Origin of the sequence: Flavobacterium aquiphilum (genome assembly GCF_027111335.1) — a bacterium.
GTDB classification, from domain to species: Bacteria; Bacteroidota; Bacteroidia; order Flavobacteriales; family Flavobacteriaceae; genus Flavobacterium; species Flavobacterium aquiphilum.
This window is the reverse complement of record NZ_CP114288.1, coordinates 991,652-1,011,896: the sequence shown is the minus strand read 5'-3', so window position 1 is coordinate 1,011,896 and position 20,245 is coordinate 991,652. Positions and strand designations below refer to the sequence as shown.

Here is a 20,245-nt window from a genome sequence, read left to right as displayed (position 1 = left end):
TTAAATCTATTCCCTCGTTTTATCGCTTGCCGCTCTATCATCTCCATAAATATCTGTACGATAATGCTCGTCATCTCCTTCAAGGATTTTTAGATAGCTATTATAACGAGACCAAGCGATTTCATCCCTTTCTAACGCGGCTTTTATTGCGCAATGAGGCTCTTCTTTGTGCAAGCAGTTATTGAATTTACATTGGTCTTTTAATTTGAAAAATTCAGGAAAATAATGACTAATCTCGGAAGGCTCCATGTCGACCATTCCAAAACCTTTGATTCCAGGAGTATCTATAATTTTGGCATCAAAAGACAAATCATACATCTCAGCAAAAGTAGTGGTATGTTGCCCTTGTTTACTTTGTTCAGAAATTGTCTTGGTTTTCAACTGTAACGAAGGCTCCATAGCATTCACCAAAGTTGATTTCCCAACCCCTGAGTGCCCAGAGAACATACTTACTTTACCCTTCATCAATCCTTTCAACTCTTCAACACCTTTCATTTCGGTAGCCGAAACCCGCAAACATTTATATCCTATTTGCTGATACACGTACTGCATATACAATTGATCGTCCAACGTAACCTCATCCAGAGTATCTATTTTATTAAAAACCAAAATAGCCTCAATACCATAAGCTTCGGCGGTTACCAAAAAACGATCTATAAAACTGAATGTTGTTGGCGGATTATTTACAGTTACCAACAAAAATACACGATCTATATTGGACGCAATAATATGCATTTGATGAGACAAATTCACTGCCTTACGAACGATGTAATTTTTTCGCTCATGAATATTGTGAATCATTCCGGTTACAGCATCTGAGCTTTCCTCTAGTTCATAATCGACAATATCGCCCACAGCAATAGGATTGGTGCTTTTAATTCCTTTTATTCGGAATTTCCCTTTCATACGGCATTCTATAAAATCTCCTTGTTCGGATTTTACGGTGTACCAACTTCCTGTCGATTTATAAACGAGTCCTGTCATTTTTAGATTTTAGATAGCAGATTTTAGATTTTAGATTAAACTAAATCTTTGCAAAGATAAAATTTTGTTTTAGGTTTGAAGATTAAACATTTTTTTTCTTTCATCAGCCAATAAACAACAAGCTCCCCGGAAAAACAGAAGTATTTTTGTTAGATTTGTGTATATTATCAGTTGTAGTGAATCCCGCTTATTTTAAAATTCACGTCACTGAGGCATTGTAAAAAATTCTGAACAAAAACTGATATGCAAATTTTAAAAATAAAAAAAGGCAGAATTCTTGGGATAGGAATTTCCACAATATTTTCTATTTCGCTTATAATGAGTTGCAAAAAAAAGACCCCTGAAGAATACCGTACTTTTTATCGTGCTGTTAACGGAAAAGATACCGCTGTTCTGGCAATTGGGACAAATAAAGACCGCTTTTTCGGAAATTACCAAATCTATCATGAAAGCAGAGCTATTAAAGACTCCGGTGTTGTTGACGGGGAAATTTCCGGAGACACGTTACGCGGAAAATACAAATACCGAACCTATGGAGGCGGGGTATCTATAATTCCTGTCATTTTCTTAAAACGCAATGATAAGCTTATAACCGGAACAGGAGTTACCGGTACCTTGTTGGGAATGGTTCATTTTCTTCCTGAATACCCTATCGATTTTAAAAATCCAAAATTTGTTTTCAGCAAAATAACTAAAAATGATTTGGATAAGAGCGAATACCAAGCCAATACTCATCGCAACAGCACTGATTGAATTGAAGCGACAACAATTATCGAAGAAAAGAACATTGCTTATACGATTACATTTTTTCTTACACAGGTAATTTGATCTTGATCCAAAAAAAAATCCCCACATTAAAAAATGCAGGGATTTAATCTTTTAATATTAGAAACTACGAATTCAAGATTCTTTCTTGGTGTTCAATACTTTCTTGGTGGATTCCTTTGAATAATTTAATGATAAATTCTTCTGTCAATCCTTTTTTAGCTCCTTCTGCAATCATTTTCGCTTGGATTTCGTTCCAACGGTTATTTTGCAAAATAGCTACGTTATTATCTTTTTTCACTTGACCAATTTCGTCAGCTACTTTCATACGTTTTCCTAACAACTCTAATAAGTTAGCATCCAAAACGTCGATGTTCGTTCTTAATTTTGTCATTTTTTGTTCAAAATCAGCAGTATCTCCGCTCACTTTTCTCACTTTCAAATCTTTGAAAATTTGTTTCAAAGCAGCAGGAGTCACTTGTTGAGCAGCATCACTCCACGCATTGTCAGGATCATTATGAGTTTCGATAATCATACCGTCATAATTCAAATCCAAAGCTTCTTGAGTAACTTCAAGAATCATGTTACGGTTTCCTGTAATATGTGATGGATCGATGATCAAAGGTAAATCAGGGAATTTATTTTGCAATTCAATAGCAATCTGCCACTCAGGAATATTTCTGTATTTTGTTTTTTCGTAAGTAGAAAAACCTCTGTGGATAACTCCTAATTTTTTGATTCCGGCATTATACAAACGCTCAACTCCTCCCAACCATAAAGCCATATCAGGATTTACAGGGTTTTTAATCAAAACAATTTTATCAGTTCCTGCCAATGTATCAGCAATCTCTTGAACAGCAAAAGGGTTTGCAGTTGTACGAGCTCCAACCCATAAAACATCGATATCGTGTTCCAAAGCCAATTTACAGTGAGCTGCAGTCGCAACTTCAGTTCCCATCAATAAACCAGTTTCAGCTTTAGCTTTTTGTAACCATTTCAATCCAATTTCACCAACACCTTCAAATCCTCCCGGACGCGTTCTTGGTTTCCAAATACCAGCTCTAAAAACACTTACATCAGAATCTTTCAATTCGTGTGCAATTTTCAAAACTTGCTCTTCAGTTTCTGCACTACAAGGTCCTGCGATTACAAATGGGTGAGACAATTTGAATTCGTTCAACCAATCTCTCATTTCTTTCTTGTTTTCCATCTTTTCTAACTTTTTTTCTTTTCCCCTCTCCTCCCGATAGCTATCGGAACTCCCCAAACAACTGGAGGGAGCAAGAGAGATCTTTATTATTAATTGCTTACTACTATTATACTTTGTTGTTCTTTTTTATTTTACTTAAAACGGATTATTACTGCTTTTTAGCATTCATTCCGTTCAATATTTCTTTTATTCTATTGGTACTTTGCATTTCGTTGTAAATCGCTTCGTAATCATCATTTACCAAAAGCTCCTTAAACTTGGATAAATTCGAAATGTATTCTTCCAATGTTCTGACCACCTGTTTTTTGTTTTGTTTAAAAATCGGTGTCCACATTGCCGGCGAACTTTTTGCCAAACGCACGGTACTTTCAAAACCAGAACCTGCCATGTCAAAAATATCCTGTTCGTCTTTTTCCTTGTTGATTACCGTTTTTCCAAGCATAAACGAGCTGATATGTGATAAATGCGACACATAAGCAATATGTTTGTCATGCGATTTTGGATCCATATAACGAATTCTCATTCCGATTGCCGTAAAAAGCAACAATGCTTTTTCCTGTAATTTGAAAGCCGTTTTTTCAACTTCGCAAATGATATTCGTCTTTCCTTTAAACAAGCCTTTTATCGCTGCCGATGGTCCCGAAAACTCTGTTCCCGCAATAGGATGCGTAGCCATAAAATTTCTTCTTTTTGGATGATCTGCAACCGCTTCACAAATAGGAGATTTGGTTGAGCCAACATCAAAAACGGTGGTCGAATCTGAAATTAAATCCAATACAGTTGGTAAAACCACAATCGCCGTATCTACCGGAACCGAAACAATCACAAAATCTGCCTTGGATAAGTCCTCAAAAGTTGCAGCTTCATCAATAACTCCAAGCGCTTTTGCTTCCTGCAGATGCTTTTCATTACTGTCAATTCCAAAAATTTTGACATCAGGATTCAACTCTTTAGCATCCAATGCTATCGATCCCCCAATTAATCCAACACCTATTACATATATATTCATGTTCTATTTTTTTGAAGCTAATCCTGCTATCCACTATATCTTTTATGGTGAACCCCACCATAAAAGGATGCCGTTTCTATCAGGGCTAGGGCATTCCGTTTTTAAAGAAATTTAGTTTAATATCTACAAGATTTTTAAATTCTCATAAGAAATCATAAATCTAAAATCGTTAATCAGCAATCTAAAATCTATCAATCGCTTCTTGTACTTTCTCCTCTTTCACACAAAGCGCAAATCGGATGTAACCTTCTCCATTGCTTCCAAAAATGGTTCCCGGAGTGATAAAAATATATTTCTCATATAATATTTTATCTATAAAATCCTCTGCAGATGTTATTCCTTCAGGCAATTTGGCCCAAACAAACAGTCCAACACCTTCTTTATACACTTCACATCCTAATTTTTCAGCTAATTGCTCTGTAAGTACACGACGTTTTTTATAAACTTCATTCATCGAATCGAACCAGGACTTGTCGCTTTTCAACGCTTCTACAGCACCTTTTTGGATTCCGTAAAACATTCCGCTGTCCATATTGCTTTTTACTTTGAGAACAGAGTCAATCAATTTTGCGCTTCCCAAAACCATCCCAACTCTCCAACCTGCCATATTGAATGTTTTACTCAAAGAATTCAATTCAAGAGCAACATCTTTGGCTCCTTCCACTTGCAACAAACTCATCGGTTTATCATTCAAAACAAAACTATACGGATTGTCATTGATCAATAATATGTGATGTTTTTTTGCGAAAGCGACTAATTTTTCAAACAATTCCAAACTTCCTCTCGCTCCTGTTGGCATATGCGGATAACCAATCCACATGATTTTAACTTTTGCCAAATCCAGTTTTTCCAAAGCTTCAAAATCTGGCTCCCAATTGTTGGCTTCTTTCAAATCATAATATACAGGAACCGCTCCTACTAAATTGGTAACCGAAGTATAAGTTGGGTAACCCGGATTTGGAATCAAAACTTGGTCACCTTCGTTTAGGAAAGCCATTGAAATATGCATAATCCCTTCTTTGGAACCTATCAAAGGTAAAATCTCAACATTTGGATCTAAGCTTACACCATAGTTGTTTTTATAAAAATCAGCCATTCCGCTTCTAAGTTCCGGCAATCCCTGATAACTTTGATATTGGTGCGCATTCTCATCATGCATCGCCAAAATTACCGCATCCATAACGGCTTTGGATGGTTTCAAATCCGGACTCCCAATTCCCATATTGATAATTGGTTTTCCCGCCGAGGCCAATTGTCTCACTTCTCTCAACTTCGAGGAGAAATAGTATTCTTCAATAATATCGAGACGTTTTGCTGTTGTAATCATAACTATTGTTTTTCCTCCCCCCACCCCCTCCGAAGGAGGGGGAGCCTATACAGGACAAGGAGATTTCATATTTATTTATTAACTCTATTCCTTTTTGGAATTTGTAATTTCCCTTTTAGGGTTTCGTATTTTTATATTCTCCCAATACTTTAAAATATTCGGCCATTATAGTTAGCAATGCTTTGGCTTTGGCGAAATCTTCGTATTTATCAAAAGTGACATCAACGAAAAATGAATATTTCCAAGGAGTTTCAATTTTTGGCAACGACTGGATTTTGGTCAAATTCAATTTACAGTCACTCATCACATTTAAAACCGCGGCCAAACTCCCTCGTTTATGATCCAATTCAAATTTTATCGAAGCTCTGCTGATTTCATTTTCCTCTGCATATTCTTTTTCTTTTTTGAGAATCACAAAACGAGTCATGTTATTATTTATCGTTTGAATTTCAGGAGCAAGAATTTCCAAATCATAGATCTCAGAAGCCGTTTTGCTGGCAATTGCCGCAATCCCTGTTAGTTGTTTTTCGTGAATTCTTCTCGCAGTTTCGGCAGTATCCTTGTCTTCAACCAATTTTATATTTGGATATTGTTTCAAAAACTCCATACACTGCAACAAAGCCATAGGATGTGAATGTACTTCTTGGATATCCTCAATTTTCTGTCCTTTTAGAGCCATCAAATTTTGATGGACATCCAAATAATGCTCGCCAATAATATGCAGGTTGTTTTTGTCAATCAAAGCATAATTTGGAATTATAGGTCCGGCAATAGAATTTTCTATGGCCATCACAGCCTGATCGGATTTCCCCGACAGCAAACTATCTACCAATTCCTCAAAAGACAAACATTCGTCTACTTCGATGTTTTGATAAAAATAGTCTTGAGCCACTTGATGGTGGAAAGATCCTTTAATTCCTTGTATTGCAATTTTCGTTCTCATTTGGTCAAAAAAAAATCCTGATTTTCATCAGGATTGTATATTACTTTTATTTGTTTTATCTCGTTTTTCAAATAACCATAGCAACAATCCCTCTACTTTCTAAAGTAGAAATAAAAAGAGTTGCTAAAATAAAAACGGTTATTAGACATTGTGTTGTTTGTTTTTCAAATATTTAATGCAAATGTAAAACATATTTCGAGTCGGACAAAATAAAAATATTTTTTTATGTAACAAAAAAAGATTCGTTTGTTAAAGAGATTTAAAATTATTCATTTCATAAAAAAGACATCTAAAAAACACCGAAAATTATCAATTTCAAAAGACTGAAATCAAACTTCAATTTCATTTTAAGCTATTAAACAAAAAAATGTGCGGTAAAAGAGCCTTTCAATATAATCTAACATACAGTTTTTAGAATTTTTTTGAAATTCCCATAGTAAATGATTGACCAAAATTGAAATAAAAACTTTTTGTCTTTTGAGAACTGCTTAAACTATTTTCAAAAGTATTCTTATCAGTACCCGAATTATATCCTAAACCTCCAATACTAAAATTTAATCCAAAACCATTTTTGATTTTAAGTAATAATGCTGGTGTAATAGTTACTCCAAATCCATGTGATTTACTTTTACTTACTGTTGCTAAATCACTATTTGAATAATTTCCACTACCAAAACCATACCCTGAATCTAAATCTGCATATACTTCAAAAATTTCACTTAATGGTTTTGAGTAGCGGACAAATGCTCCCAAATTATAAGAATTGGACTTACCAACACTGGAATCTGTTACACTTTTAGTAAACGAAGCACCAGTTAGAATACCTGCAGTCCAATTTTCAGTAAATTGATAACCAATTTTTGGAGAAATATAAAAAACATTTTGAGTTTGATCATTCCCTGAAAAATTTAATTTCTGAGAATTAAATCCGATATTCCCCAATACCAAATAAGTACCCTTTTGGGCATTTGCAAAGCTCGCCAAAGCTAGGGCAAGAACGATTAAATTTTTTTTCATAGTTAGTAATTTTTGTTAAATAATTAATAATATATTAACAAGAATCATGCCGCAAAAAATAATTATAAAAAAAATCTTTCAGACGAATCCAATCACCTTATCAAATAAAATATAAAATTCATGGATTCAATGGGAACTGGTTATTTACTTCGGCGATAAATAAAATCATATATCCAATAGAAACATAAAAATTATTAATCTGGGAACATATAGATCAAACATCAATTTCATTTTAAGCCAATAAACAAAAAAATCGTAGGCAAAATAGCCTTTTAATATAATCTCACATCTAGTTTTAGAAATTTTTTGAAATACCAGCTGTAAAAAATTGTCCAAATGTGAAGTCAAAACTCTTTGTTTTTTGAAAATTATTAGAATTAGTATCAAAAGTGATTTTATCATAACGATAACCTAACCCTCCAAAACCAAAGTTCAATCCAAAACCATTTTTTATTTTGAGCAATAATGCCGGTGCAATACTTACACCAAATCCGTTGTATTTATTTTTATTTTCCGTCGGATTATCGTTATAGGTGTAGCTTGTATTTCCAAAATTATAACCTGAACCGAGATCAGCATATACATCAAAAATCTCACTTAATGGTTTTGAGTAACGAACAAATGCTCCAATACTATAATAGTTAGATTTACCATGACCTGATTCTATTTCACCCCTACTATATGATGCACTTGTTTGAACTCCAGCAGTCCAATTTTCGGCAAACTGATAACCTATTTTTGGTACTATAGTAAAATTATTTTGAGATCCATGATTCCCAGAAGAATTCACTTTCTCAGAGTTAAATCCGACGCTTCCAGATAACAAATATGTACCCTTCTGTGCATTTGCAAAGCTTACCAAAACTAAGGCAAGAACGATTAAAATTTTTTTCATAGTTAGTGATTTTTGTTAATAATTAATATTACATTAACAAGAATCATGCCGCAAACAATAATTATAAAAAAAATCTTTCAGACAAATCCAATCACCTTATCAATTAAAATATAAAATTCATGGATTCAATAAAGAACTATTTATTTTCTGTTTACTTTTGCAACAAACAATAAGGTATGTCAATAGAAGTAAAAAATATTTCGAAAAGTTATGGAGCCCAAAAAGCTTTAGATAACATTTCATTTGCTGTCACAAAAGGAGAGATTGTTGGTTTTTTAGGTCCGAACGGAGCAGGTAAATCAACACTGATGAAGATTTTGACGACTTACCTACATGCCGATTCAGGTGTTGCGCTTGTCAATGGTTTTGATGTAAACACTCAGGAAAAATCGGTGCAACTTTCTATCGGTTATTTACCTGAACATAATCCGTTGTATTTGGATTTATACGTGAGGGAATATCTTGCTTTCAATGCCGATGTATATAAGGTAGTAAAAAACAGAATCGAAGAGGTGATTGAGCTAACCGGTTTACAAGCAGAAAGTCATAAAAAAATTGGGCAACTGTCCAAAGGATATCGTCAACGTGTAGGCCTTGCTAATGCATTGTTACACAATCCTGATGTTTTGATTCTTGATGAACCTACTACAGGCTTGGACCCAAATCAATTGGTAGAAATCAGAAACGTTATTAGAAATGCAGGAAAAGACAAAACGATTTTTCTTTCGACACACATAATGCAGGAAGTGGAGGCAATTTGCGACCGCGTGATTATTATTGACAAAGGACAAATCGTTGCAGACAAAAAACTGGAAAATTTAATCTCGGTTGATAAAGAGCAAGTAATTGAAGTCGAATTTGATTTAAAAGTAGAAGAAAATTTGATTGCTCAAATTCCGCATATAAAATCGTATAAAAACATTCAAGGAAGTTCTTGGGAATTGACTTTTATATCTGACAAAGATATGCGCCCAACTGTATTTGATTTTGCTTACGACAACGGCCTAAAAACTTTGCAACTGAATCAGAAAAACAAAAATTTGGAAGCTGTTTTCAGAGAAATCACAAAATAAACTAGTAGTCTCATCATAAAAAAATTGCCATAGGAATTCCTATGGCAATTTGAACAGAAACCAACTAATTCTAAACACTTAATTATTCTAACAAAATCAATAATTGCATTTTAGAAAATCTTCTCATCTTTTCATGGCAAAATGCCCTTTAAAGACTTTACCATTCTGACGGGTTACAACAAACCAATAATCTGTTGAAGGCAATTCGTGCCCATTATAAGTTCCATCCCAAGTAGATTCTGAGTTTAATTCCTTTATAAATTTTCCAAATCGATCGAATATTTTGACCATCAGTTTTGGTTCGGATTCTGAAAATCGAACTGCCCATGTATCGTTATATCCATCTCCGTTTGGGGTGAAAAACTTTGGGTAATTCAACACAAAAACTTCCTGACTGGCAATCCCGCAACCATTTTTGTCCCGAACATAAACAGTATAATCACCACTTGTCAATCCCGAAAACGTATTGCTGTCCTGAAAGGTTATTCCATCCAATGAATATTCATAATTCCCAACACTCGAAGCCGAAACAGAAACTACAATTACATTTTCATTATCTGTCCAATCCTGAGTTTCGGTCGAAATTACAGCTACATTAGACAATATCACTGTAAAATCCTTTGTTGCAGAACAAACCGTATTTCCGTGATTTTGGGTTACCGTTACCGAATAAGTACCTGCGTTCTGCACTGCTATTGATGGTGAGGTTTCCAAAGTGGACCATGAATAACTGTCAAAACCCGAACCTGCGTTTATTCTAACCGTATAATTTTCGCAAACGGGAACACTGTCTGGAATTGAAATTATTGGCTCACTTACCAATGTTAGACTCAATTTCCCAACCTGATAACACTTATCATTGGAATCGATTCTCACGTAAATCGTTGTCGTTCCAATAACCAAATTATAATTTTCAGGTACAGTAATTTGTTCCGATGCCATTTGGTTTTCCGCACCGGCCAATGAGGTGTAATATGTAAAAGTACAGGTACCGCAAACCGCAATTTTTGAATTATAATTTGTTAAATCTACATATTCGGAACCATCGTTTTTACTGTCGCAAACAAACTCCTCCACATTGTTTACAGGCAAGCTAGGAACGACTATATTCGCTAAAACCGCTAATCGGTTAACACTTTCACAACCATTTACCGTTTGGGTTGCATAATAAGTTGTGCCATTTACCAAAGCCGTTGTGCTTGGTAGCACCGCACCATTAGTCATACTGTCGTACCATATAACATTTGTTCCCGTCACTGTCAGGCTACCGATGGTTGCCTTTTGTGTAGAACAAAAATTCTGTACCGCATCACCCGTTGGCGCAGGGGTGTTTTGAATATTGACCACCACCGGAATCCGTAAACTTTCGCAGGCGGTGACCGTTTGCGAAGCATAATAGGTTTTGTTCTGCAGTATCGTTGTACCCGTCAGCAGATTCCCATTTGCGGAAGCGTCATACCATTTTATATTTGTACCTATTATATTGATATCACTGATTTTGGCATTTTGTTGGACACAAAAAGTTTGAGGTGTTGTTGCAACAGGAAGCGGCTCGGTGTTGACGAATGCCTTGACTTCAGCAGCATTTGGAACAAGCGAAACACAGCCCAAAGCATTTTTAATCACCACCTGATAAGTGGCAGGAATCAAATTACTTTTTGAATTTGCACCCATCCAATTAACTCCATTATCAAAACTGTAGGATGTCGCACTGTCCGAAACGGTTATTGTCCCAGTTGCCGTACTACAGTCAGGCTGCGTAATTGATACTGTCGGTGTTGGCGGATAACCCGGCGGAACCAAAATATCAACAGAGATTGCCGTAGTCTCACAAGCGGAACTGTTTCTTGTTTTTACCAAATAGGTTCCAACGGCCAAACCGGATTTAGAATTACTGCTTGTCCAATTCGCACCATCATCAAAACTGTACTCATAATCTGGGCTAGTTACGGTAATCGTTCCATAAGGATTCACACAAATTACAGGCTGAACGACACTTACCGTCGGAGTTGCAGTAGAAACAGCCACCAAATTTATATGAGCCATAACCGGACTCGAAACACAATTAGAACTTTTGGAAGTAACCTTATAATCACCGCCCGCTAAGCCTGGAAAAATCATCGATGACTGATAATTAACACCATCAACACTATATAAAAGCCCTGTTGGACTTGTGACTGTAATTGTTCCCGAAGGCACATCACAATTAGGCTGAGTAGTTGTGACGGTAGGTTGAATTGGCCCGGATTTTACATTAATGGTTATTACATTAGAAAAAACTCGGCAATTAGTAGAACCAATATTGGAACTATCCGCAGTTGCCAATCGGTATTTATAAGTTCCTACTGTACCCGAGACGAAAGTGTAAGCTGCATTATTTGCCCCCAGAATATCAGTCCAAGTCGTTCCTCCATCAGTACTATTTTGCCATTGGTATCCCACCGTCGTATAGGCCGAAGACGTAACGGAGCCATTAAGCGTAATTGATTTCGATTCTCCCTCGCATACATCTAAATTAGTAACCGACTCGTTCACAATTTCTGAAGTTACCGTAGGCCCGCAAGCCCTAAAAGTAATGTCGTCCAACGCAATATCATTACCCGGAGCGGCACCTGCTTTATTATTCCGCATTCGAATGACAACCGTGTCAACACCGGAAGGGGTAGTAAAAAAGAATCCGTATTGTTTCCATACTGCACTACTCGACAATCCTATATCTCCTGTATTATAAGTCCCAAGAATATTTCCGCTGGTATCCTCAATTGTAAAAGTAATATTTGGAGGACTATTATCCTGTGACCGTAAAAGATTCATTATCCAAGCGGCAAACTCATAAGTGGTGCCGGCGCACAAACCGGAAACCGTGTTTTTGTAAAAATAATCAGTAGTTGAAAAACTGGCATTTACGACCATCATATAACCTCCTCCGGTATGGTCTGTGGTTGTCCACCAGGTACCAGGAGTATTTGTGGTGCTTTCGACGGTGTAGGAACCATCACTAGGAAAATTTGCCGTGGTATAAGTATAACTCGTAATCCCTGTCCCTAAAGCAGAACCATGGGTTGATGTTCCTGAACCAAAATCCAATTTAACAACAGGATCTCCCAAACTTCCCGTGCACAATTGGGCATTCCCTTCTGAAAAGAAAAGAACACTCATTAATAGAGAAATAAAGTATTTGAAATTCAAAATTGGGCATTTTAATAAAGTAAAACTACTTTATAATAAAATGTCCCTCAAAAATCTTATACCAGTCAGCTATATCAGTCGATGAAAATAAAATACTTATCTATTAAAATAAGAAAGGCGTTGCATTGCAACGCCTCTTTACTTTTCACTATCAGGAATTTAAAAAACCTGACTCGCTATCTGTCTGATATTTTCTGATTTTCCCATCGAATAATAATGCAAAACAGGAACTCCCGCCGCTTTCAATTCTTTTGATTGCTGAATCGCCCATTCAATACCCACTTGACGAATCTCAGCATTGTTTTTACATTTCTCTACTGCATTTATCAAATCTTCCGGTAAATCAATTCGGAAAATTTGAGGCAGAATCTGTAAATGTTTTTGAACTGCAATTGGTTTAATCCCCGGAATAATAGGAACTGTAATTCCCATTTCCCTAGCTTTTTTTACAAATTCAAAATATTTAGCATTGTCAAAAAACATTTGCGTTACAATATAATCAGCACCTGCATCAACTTTTTCTTTCAGTCTTCTCATATCCGTCGCCAAAGATGGTGCTTCCAAATGTTTCTCAGGATAACCGGCTACACCAACACAAAAATTGGCTTTGTTATCAACGTCCATAACATCGTGCAAATACTTTCCACAATTCAACTGATTAATTTGGGTTACCAAATCCACTGCATAATTATTTCCTCCCACTTTTGGAACAAAAGACTGCTCATCTTTCATTGCATCACCGCGAAGTGCCATGACGTTGTTTATTCCAAGATAATGACAGTCAACCAACATATATTCGGTTTCCTCTTTCGTAAATCCTCCGCAAAGTAAATGCGGTACGGTATCCACTTGATATTTATGTTTTATAGAAGCACAAATCCCCAAAGTTCCCGGGCGCATTCTAGTCAATTTTTTATCCAATAATCCGTTTCCTTTATCCACATAAATATACTCCTCACGGGAAGTAGTTACATCAATAAATGGCGGTTTGAACTCCATCAACGGATCGATATTATCATACAATTCCTGAATGCTTTTTCCTTTTTGGGGCGGTATAATTTCGAAAGAGAATAAAGTTTCTCCCTTGGCTTGTTCTATATGTTCTGTTACTTTCATAATCCTCCCCCGACCCCTCCAAAGGAGGGGAGACTCGGGTAATTTTAAATTAAAAATATTAGTCATTCCTTTCCGACTCCTCCCCTTCGGGGAGGTTGGGTGGGGATTTTAGTCTGCAATATTTGGGTTAAGCCATTTCATGGCTATATCAGTTGAAACATTTCTTCTTTTGGCGTAATCAATCACTTGGTCTTCTTTTATTTTTCCAAGACCGAAGTACTTACTTTCAGGATTTCCAAAATAATATCCTGAAACCGATGAAGCAGGCCACATTGCCATACTTTCGGTCAAAGTTACTCCAATTGCTGCCTCAACATCCAATAATTTCCAAATAGTTGGTTTCTCCAAGTGATCTGGACAGGCTGGATAACCCGGTGCAGGACGAATTCCTTTATAATCTTCTTCAATAAGTGCTTGCTTGCTCAAAACCTCATCCGATGCATAACCCCAAAATTCTTTACGTACTTTTTCGTGTAAATATTCGGCAAATGCCTCTGCAAAACGATCCGCCAAAGCTTTGACCATAATCGAATTATAATCATCCAAATCCTTTTCAAATTCGGCCGCCCATTCGTCAACACCAAAACCGGTAGTTACACAAAACGCCCCCATATAATCCACTTTTCCATTTTCCTTTGGCTCAATAAAATCGGCTAATGCGATATTTGGAGCTCCTTTTGTTTTTTGTGACTGCTGACGCAAAGTCAAGAATTTCTCCAAAACTTTTCCGTTTTCATCTGTCAATTCAATATCGTCATCATTAACTTGGTTCGCCGGAAAAATTCCGTAAACTCCTTTGGCCTGTAATTTTTTCTCTTTCAAAATTACCTCCAACATCGTTTGGGCATCGTTAAAAACTGAAGTCGCTTGTTCCCCCACCACTTCATCTTTTAAAATCGCAGGGTATTTCCCGAACAACTCCCAAGTTCTGAAAAACGGAGTCCAATCGATATACGGAACCAATACATCCAAATCAATCTCGACTGTTTGCGCCCCAATAACCTTTGGTTTTACAGGCTCAAAATGTCTCCAATCCAATTGCAACTTGTTTTTACGGGCATCTTCAATAGACAAGAAGTTTTTATCTCTTGAACGATTCAAGAATGTTTCTCTAAACGCATCGTATTCGGCGCGAATATCGGTTGCGTATTTCTCTTTATTATCGTCCAATAAATTTCCTGCCACCGTAACCGCTCTCGAAGCATCGTTTACGTGAATCACAGTCGATTTATATTGTGGTGCAATTTTTACGGCGGTGTGCGCGCGTGAAGTGGTCGCTCCACCAATCATCACAGGAATTTTTATATCTTTTTTATCCAATTCTTTTGCGAGATACACCATTTCGTCCAACGAAGGCGTAATCAATCCGCTCAATCCGATAATATCTACATTGTGTTCAAGGGCTGCAGCAACAATCTTTTCAGGAGCCACCATAACTCCCAAATCAATAATTTCGTAATTATTACAAGCAAGCACAACCCCAACAATATTTTTACCAATATCGTGTACGTCTCCTTTTACGGTTGCCAAAAGGATTTTTCCGTTTCCTTCTTTGTCTCCGGCTTGTTTAGCTGCTTCAATAAACGGCAATAAATAAGCCACCGCTTTTTTCATTACACGAGCCGATTTTACCACCTGTGGCAAAAACATTTTTCCCGAACCGAACAAATCTCCAACCACATTCATTCCCGCCATCAAATTGATTTCAATCACTTCAATAGGTTTTGTGGCGGCCAATCTTGCTTCCTCAACATCTTCCTCTATAAATTGATCAATTCCTTTTACCAAAGCGTGTGTAATACGTTCCTGAAAAGTTCCCGAACGCCATTCCTGTACTGCTACTTCATTATTTTTGGTATCGCCTTTTACACTTTCGGCAAAATCCAACAAACGTTCCGTGGCATCGTCACGTCTGTCCAAAATCACGTCTTCAACATATTCCAATAAATCTTTCGGAATATCGTCGTAAATCGTCAACATTTCAGGGTTTACAATCCCCATCGTCATTCCGTTTTTGATGGCGTGATACAAAAAAACCGAGTGCATCGCTTCCCTCACCACATCATTCCCTCTAAACGAAAACGAAACGTTACTCACCCCACCGCTGATGTGTGCATGTGGCAAATGCTCGCGAACCCATTTGGTTCCCCTAAAGAAATCCAAAGCATTCAAACGGTGCTCCTCCATACCGGTCGCTACGGGGAAAATATTCAAATCGAAGATGATATCCTGCGGTGGAAACCCTACTTTGTGAACCAAAATATCATACGAGCGTTGGCAAATTTCAATTCTTCGGTCGTAATTATCAGCTTGTCCTACCTCATCAAAAGCCATTACAATAACAGCAGCACCATAACGTTTGATTAATTTAGCGTGATGGATAAATGCTTCCTCACCCTCTTTCAACGAAATCGAATTTACCACACATTTCCCTTGCACCACTTTCAAACCTGCCTCAATGATATCCCACTTCGAACTGTCAATCATAATCGGCACACGCGAAATATCTGGCTCGGCAGCAATCAAGTTCAGGAATTTGGTCATCGCATACTCTCCGTCAAGCATCCCCTCATCCATATTGATATCAATGATTTGCGCACCTCCTTCTACCTGCTGTCTCGCAATGTCAAGTGCTTCCTCATATTTTTCCTCCTTAATCAATCGAAGGAACTTTCGGGAACCCGTTACATTGGTACGCTCCCCAACATTCACAAATACGCTTTCCGGCGTAATCACCAAAGGCTCCAATCCCGATAATACAAGGTTTCTTCTTTTTTCTTTCATTTCTTTTCTGAGTTACTAAGTCCTAAGATGCTTAGGTACTAAGTTTTTATTCTATGTTTTTTTCAAGGTTTCCAAAGCCCTGAAAGTATTTCTGTTTCTATTTTGGGCGTGTTCGCCGCGGCGAATCGGGCTATCCGCTGTATCTTTTATTCCGCTATCGCTTCATAAAAGGATGCCGCTTCTATCCCTCACGCGGGCATTGTGCCATTCAACACATTTTTATTACAACGAAACGAATCCATTTTCATAATTTTCAACGAAATAAATTCCGTTGCTACAAAATAGGTCGTTCCTATGGAACTTATCAATCTCATCTTCGCTTGCGCGAGCGTCACGCTCGTGACCATTCCAACTTCACCACCCAGTTTGTCATCCGACGGAGGAGGAATCTCCGTTATGTGAGCAACTTGCTTAGATTCCTCCTTCGTCGGAATGACAAGCTAGACTTTATTCTGTTTGTCGACACAGATTGCAAATCCGCGCTATCTAATTAATTCAAATCACGTTGATAATTCCAAATTAAATTATCTAACTTTTTAGGCGTAATATTAAAACCATTCTTCTTTAATTGATTGGCGACTTCAACCAAAATAAGTTGACAATCATTTAAACTCACTTTTTCACCTGAAATACTTTCTAAAAAACGAACAATCATTCTGTCAGGTTTTATTAAATCGTCTGAACCTGCAAGCATAAAAAAATAAGTCAAAGAAATTCCACTATTTTGACCTGGTATTTTTTTTATTTCATTTTCAAATTGCTCACTACTAAAGATTTTATCAACATCCTTTAATTTTTCAATTTTAAATTTCTGTAAAACCTCTAAAAACAATATAACTGCTTCTGACTTTAAAATTCCATTTCTTGTAGAAGTCCTTTGTCGATTTTGATAAATACTTTCAGTCAATTCCTTAATCGACTTTTCTTTCATTAATTTCAAAAAATCCGATGTTGTAACTTCTTGAGAACTTGAAAACTTATCTATCCTGTAATAATTACAAAACCGACTTATCGTATTTTGAACAATTTCATATTTTACTCCAATTGAAAAAACAGAATCAATAACACATAATGGCAAATGACTATAATAATACTCAGGTGCAAGCTCATAATTCTTTTTATCTGCAAAAATTTCATTACAAAATTCTGTCGCTTTTTCTATTATTTCTTGATTCATATCAATTAGAAAACATTTACATCACCGCCTCCGACACTCTCGGCTTATACTCACTCGCGACTTCCGCAATTAAGCGGATATGATCTGGAGTTGTTCCACAACAACCGCCAATGATGTTTACTAAATTATCTTCGAGATAAGATCGAATTTGGGCTTGCATTTGTTCTGGAGTTTCGTCATATTCTCCAAAAGCATTTGGCAATCCTGCGTTTGGATGTGCTGATATATTGAATGAAGTATTATGTGACAAAGTCTGCAAATACGGTTTCAACAAATCGGCTCCCAAGGCGCAATTAAACCCTACGCTCAACAACGGAATATGCGAAACCGAAATCAGGAAAGCTTCCACCGTTTGCCCGGAAAGTGTTCTTCCTGAAGCATCGGTAATCGTACCTGAAACCATGATTGGAATATCAAGATTACGTTCTTCCTTAACTTCTTCGATTGCGAAAAGTGCGGCTTTGGCATTCAATGTATCGAAAATGGTTTCCACCAAAAGCAAGTCGCAACCTCCGTCTAATAATGCTTCAACTTGTTGTTTGTAGGCAATGCGCAAATCATCAAACGTAACCGCTCTGTAACCTGGATCGTTTACATCCGGAGACATACTTGCCGTACGATTTGTTGGCCCAATCGAACCGGCCACAAAACGTGGCTGATTTGGATTTTTGGCAGTGTATTCATCGGCTACTTCACGGGCGATTTTTGCCGATTCGTAATTGAGTTCATAAACAATATCTTCCAAATGATAATCGGCCATCCCGATGGTGGTTCCTGAGAAAGTGTTGGTTTCCACAATATCGGCTCCGGCTTCAAAATAGGCGGCGTGAACTGCCTTGATTGCCTGTGGTTGCGTGAGGGACAATAAATCATTGTTCCCCTTTAGTGGATGCGGGAAATCTTTGAATCGTTCGCCACGAAAATCTTCTTCAGAGAAATTATATCGTTGCAGCATGGTTCCCATTGCTCCGTCGAGTACGAGAATTCTCTTTTTTATTTCTTCTTGAATTTTTGACATTTTATGTTTTATTTCTCGCAAAGACGCAAAGGCGTAAAGCTTTTTATTATTGTTTTATACTTCTCAATTTGTTTTCCTGCAAGGTCTTTTTTGACCTTGTAGGTATATAAATTCTCAGAATCCCTCCAAGGTTCTAAAAACCTTGCAGGATGACCCAATAAAATTAGGTTCCCAAAAAATCACAATTGTTTATTCTTTAGCCCCGATGGAAGCGATATCCTTTTATTCTGGGGTTCAGAATAAAAGATATAGCGTACAGCGGGAACATTGACGGCAAAAAAGCGCCGATCTTTCGCTCTAGATACTGAAATGAATTCAGTACGCTAAAATTATCGAAATGTATCAGGAAAAAAGGTTGAAAAATACAGAATGTATCTTGTGTTATCTATCCCCGCGATGCGTGGTAGAATGTAGCACCTTTCCCTAAAATAAGGGAGGTTGCTAAGGTTTCATTGGGTCTTTTCCCTCCGCCTTTCGTGATAACGTTCAATAAAATTAGGAACACCGCAAAGTTATGAAATAGCCTTGCGACTTACAAGTTTTTTTAAAAGTTTAAAAAAAAGGTCTAAATTGTTTTATCTTGTTTAAAAAAGTTTAAGACTCAATACTTAACCTTTTTAAACTTTTAAACAATTTAAACCTTTAAACTTTTTAAACCCTAAACTATACAATCGCTTTTACAACTGCTTTAGGCGCTTCTTTACGTGTACCGTCGAATCCATCAACTCCGGAAACGGTGGTGTATTTCATCACATATTTTTTACCAGGATTGATGATTTGGTAAGCCGCTTGACACATTAATGTGGCTTCGTGGAATCCGCAAAGAATCAATTTTAATTTTCCAGGGTATGTGTTTACGTCACCAATAGCAAAGATTCCAGGAATGTTTGTTTGGTAATCCAATGCATTGTTTACTTTGATAGCATTTTTTTCGATTTCCAATCCCCAGTGTGCGATTGGTCCTAATTTTGGTGTCAATCCAAAAAGCGGAATGAAGAAATCGGTTTTGATGTTTTGATGAGCTCCATCGATATCCACATCAACAGACTCCAAATGTTCTGCTCCGTTCAACCCAATAACTTCACCAGGAGTAATCATTTTAATTTTTCCGGCTGATTTTAATTCCTGCACTTTTTCTACAGAATCCAACGCTCCTCTAAATTCATTTCTACGGTGAATTAAAGTTACCTCTGATGCAACATTTGCCAAGAAAATACTCCAGTCCAAAGCAGAATCTCCTCCTCCTGAAATCACAACTCTTTTGTCTCTGAATTTCTCAGGATTTTTGATAAAGTATTTCACTCCTTTGTCTTCGTAAAACTCGATATCTTCAATTAGCGGTTTTCTTGGTTCGAAACTTCCTAACCCACCTGCAATGGCAATAACAGGTGCGTGGAATTTTTTCCCTTTATTAGAGGTAACGATAAAACTTCCGTCTTCTTGTTTTTCAATGGTTTCAGCACGCTCACCAAGGGTAAATCCAGGCTCGAACTGCTTAATTTGTTCCATTAATCCGTCTACCAAATCACCTGCCAATACTTCTGGAAATCCTGGAATATCGTAGATTGGCTTCTTTGGATATAACTCTGACAACTGCCCTCCTGGTTGTGGTAAGGCATCAAGTATATGACATTTTAATTTCAATAATCCTGCTTCGAAAACGGCGAATAGACCTGTTGGCCCGGCTCCTATTATAAGTATGTCTGTTTTAACCATTATATTAAATTTTACTCTTTAT

At 36.9% G+C, this 20,245-nt stretch carries 15 protein-coding genes and 1 riboswitch; of the genes, 2 read left to right on the top strand and 13 right to left on the bottom strand.

Going from position 1 to position 20,245, the window contains the following annotated elements; translation table 11 throughout:
• Positions 1–6 precede the first annotated feature (6 nt).
• Positions 7–984 carry a ribosome small subunit-dependent GTPase A gene (rsgA, locus tag OZP12_RS04200; protein ID WP_281227803.1) on the bottom strand — a complete coding sequence of 326 codons (978 nt, stop codon included), beginning with the start codon at positions 982–984 and terminating at the stop codon, positions 7–9.
• Between the two features lie 318 nt (positions 985–1,302).
• Here rsgA and OZP12_RS04195 point away from each other — a divergent pair, with 318 nt between their 5' ends.
• Entirely contained in the window at positions 1,303–1,737 is a 435-nt protein-coding gene (locus OZP12_RS04195; protein ID WP_281227802.1) for a hypothetical protein, read from the top strand.
• Positions 1,738–1,876: 139 nt separating this feature from the next.
• Here OZP12_RS04195 and OZP12_RS04190 read toward each other — a convergent pair whose 3' ends face one another.
• The 6 genes from OZP12_RS04190 to OZP12_RS04165 all read right to left on the bottom strand — a co-directional run bounded on the left by OZP12_RS04190 (position 1,877) and on the right by OZP12_RS04165 (position 8,150).
• A complete protein-coding gene (locus OZP12_RS04190; protein ID WP_281227800.1) occupies positions 1,877–2,959 on the bottom strand; it encodes a bifunctional 3-deoxy-7-phosphoheptulonate synthase/chorismate mutase type II in 1,083 nt (360 codons plus the stop codon).
• A 148-nt stretch (positions 2,960–3,107) separates the two neighbouring features.
• The gene (locus OZP12_RS04185) at positions 3,108–3,968 is read right to left on the bottom strand and encodes a prephenate dehydrogenase (protein ID WP_281227799.1); all 861 of its coding nucleotides are present in this window, start codon (positions 3,966–3,968) and stop codon (positions 3,108–3,110) included.
• Between the two features lie 181 nt (positions 3,969–4,149).
• Positions 4,150–5,295: a pyridoxal phosphate-dependent aminotransferase gene (locus OZP12_RS04180; RefSeq protein WP_281227798.1), complete on the bottom strand. Its 1,146-nt coding sequence runs from the start codon at positions 5,293–5,295 to the stop codon at positions 4,150–4,152.
• Between the two features lie 115 nt (positions 5,296–5,410).
• Complete coding sequence (locus OZP12_RS04175) at positions 5,411–6,238, bottom strand: prephenate dehydratase (protein WP_281227797.1); 828 nt, start codon at positions 6,236–6,238, stop codon at positions 5,411–5,413.
• 411 nt (positions 6,239–6,649) lie between these two features.
• On the bottom strand, positions 6,650–7,255 hold the full coding sequence (locus OZP12_RS04170) for a porin family protein (protein WP_281227796.1): 606 nt from the start codon (positions 7,253–7,255) through the stop codon (positions 6,650–6,652).
• Positions 7,256–7,550: 295 nt separating this feature from the next.
• Positions 7,551–8,150, bottom strand: coding sequence for a porin family protein (locus OZP12_RS04165; protein WP_281227794.1), 600 nt, complete (start codon positions 8,148–8,150; stop codon positions 7,551–7,553).
• 176 nt (positions 8,151–8,326) lie between these two features.
• Here OZP12_RS04165 and gldA point away from each other — a divergent pair, with 176 nt between their 5' ends.
• Positions 8,327–9,223 carry a gliding motility-associated ABC transporter ATP-binding subunit GldA gene (gene gldA, locus OZP12_RS04160; RefSeq protein ID WP_281227793.1) on the top strand — a complete coding sequence of 299 codons (897 nt, stop codon included), beginning with the start codon at positions 8,327–8,329 and terminating at the stop codon, positions 9,221–9,223.
• A gap of 123 nt (positions 9,224–9,346) precedes the next feature.
• Here gldA and OZP12_RS04155 read toward each other — a convergent pair whose 3' ends face one another.
• The 6 genes from OZP12_RS04155 to OZP12_RS04130 all read right to left on the bottom strand — a co-directional run bounded on the left by OZP12_RS04155 (position 9,347) and on the right by OZP12_RS04130 (position 20,223).
• Positions 9,347–12,412 (bottom strand): T9SS type B sorting domain-containing protein, encoded by a 3,066-nt coding sequence (locus OZP12_RS04155; RefSeq protein ID WP_281227792.1) that lies wholly within the window; start codon positions 12,410–12,412, stop codon positions 9,347–9,349.
• A 159-nt stretch (positions 12,413–12,571) separates the two neighbouring features.
• Positions 12,572–13,528 (bottom strand): methylenetetrahydrofolate reductase [NAD(P)H], encoded by a 957-nt coding sequence (gene metF, locus OZP12_RS04150; RefSeq protein ID WP_281227791.1) that lies wholly within the window; start codon positions 13,526–13,528, stop codon positions 12,572–12,574.
• A 108-nt stretch (positions 13,529–13,636) separates the two neighbouring features.
• Positions 13,637–16,312, bottom strand: coding sequence for a methionine synthase (gene metH / locus OZP12_RS04145; protein ID WP_281227790.1), 2,676 nt, complete (start codon positions 16,310–16,312; stop codon positions 13,637–13,639).
• A gap of 490 nt (positions 16,313–16,802) precedes the next feature.
• Entirely contained in the window at positions 16,803–17,489 is a 687-nt protein-coding gene (locus OZP12_RS04140; protein WP_281227789.1) for a DUF8548 family protein, read from the bottom strand.
• 16 nt (positions 17,490–17,505) lie between these two features.
• Complete coding sequence (locus OZP12_RS04135) at positions 17,506–18,507, bottom strand: homocysteine S-methyltransferase family protein (protein WP_281227788.1); 1,002 nt, start codon at positions 18,505–18,507, stop codon at positions 17,506–17,508.
• 378 nt (positions 18,508–18,885) lie between these two features.
• A riboswitch (SAM riboswitch) is annotated at positions 18,886–18,993 on the bottom strand.
• 177 nt (positions 18,994–19,170) lie between these two features.
• Complete coding sequence (locus OZP12_RS04130) at positions 19,171–20,223, bottom strand: NAD(P)/FAD-dependent oxidoreductase (RefSeq protein WP_281227787.1); 1,053 nt, start codon at positions 20,221–20,223, stop codon at positions 19,171–19,173.
• Between the last annotated feature and the right edge of the window lie 22 nt (positions 20,224–20,245).

Bases quoted from the DNA above. Each gene is read 5' to 3' on its own strand.
- OZP12_RS04190 (WP_281227800.1), bottom strand. From the start codon at position 2,959: ATGGAAAACAAGAAAGAAATGAGAGATTGGTTGAACGAATTCAAATTG.
- OZP12_RS04175 (WP_281227797.1), bottom strand. From the start codon at position 6,238: ATGAGAACGAAAATTGCAATACAAGGAATTAAAGGATCTTTCCACCAT.
- OZP12_RS04185 (WP_281227799.1), bottom strand. From the start codon at position 3,968: ATGAATATATATGTAATAGGTGTTGGATTAATTGGGGGATCGATAGCA.
- OZP12_RS04195 (WP_281227802.1), top strand. From the start codon at position 1,303: ATGAGTTGCAAAAAAAAGACCCCTGAAGAATACCGTACTTTTTATCGT.
- metF (WP_281227791.1), bottom strand. From the start codon at position 13,528: ATGAAAGTAACAGAACATATAGAACAAGCCAAGGGAGAAACTTTATTC.
- OZP12_RS04180 (WP_281227798.1), bottom strand. From the start codon at position 5,295: ATGATTACAACAGCAAAACGTCTCGATATTATTGAAGAATACTATTTC.
- OZP12_RS04170 (WP_281227796.1), bottom strand. From the start codon at position 7,255: ATGAAAAAAAATTTAATCGTTCTTGCCCTAGCTTTGGCGAGCTTTGCA.
- rsgA (WP_281227803.1), bottom strand. From the start codon at position 984: ATGACAGGACTCGTTTATAAATCGACAGGAAGTTGGTACACCGTAAAA.
- metH (WP_281227790.1), bottom strand. From the start codon at position 16,312: ATGAAAGAAAAAAGAAGAAACCTTGTATTATCGGGATTGGAGCCTTTG.
- OZP12_RS04135 (WP_281227788.1), bottom strand. From the start codon at position 18,507: ATGTCAAAAATTCAAGAAGAAATAAAAAAGAGAATTCTCGTACTCGAC.
- OZP12_RS04140 (WP_281227789.1), bottom strand. From the start codon at position 17,489: ATGAATCAAGAAATAATAGAAAAAGCGACAGAATTTTGTAATGAAATT.
- OZP12_RS04130 (WP_281227787.1), bottom strand. From the start codon at position 20,223: ATGGTTAAAACAGACATACTTATAATAGGAGCCGGGCCAACAGGTCTA.
- OZP12_RS04165 (WP_281227794.1), bottom strand. From the start codon at position 8,150: ATGAAAAAAATTTTAATCGTTCTTGCCTTAGTTTTGGTAAGCTTTGCA.
- gldA (WP_281227793.1), top strand. From the start codon at position 8,327: ATGTCAATAGAAGTAAAAAATATTTCGAAAAGTTATGGAGCCCAAAAA.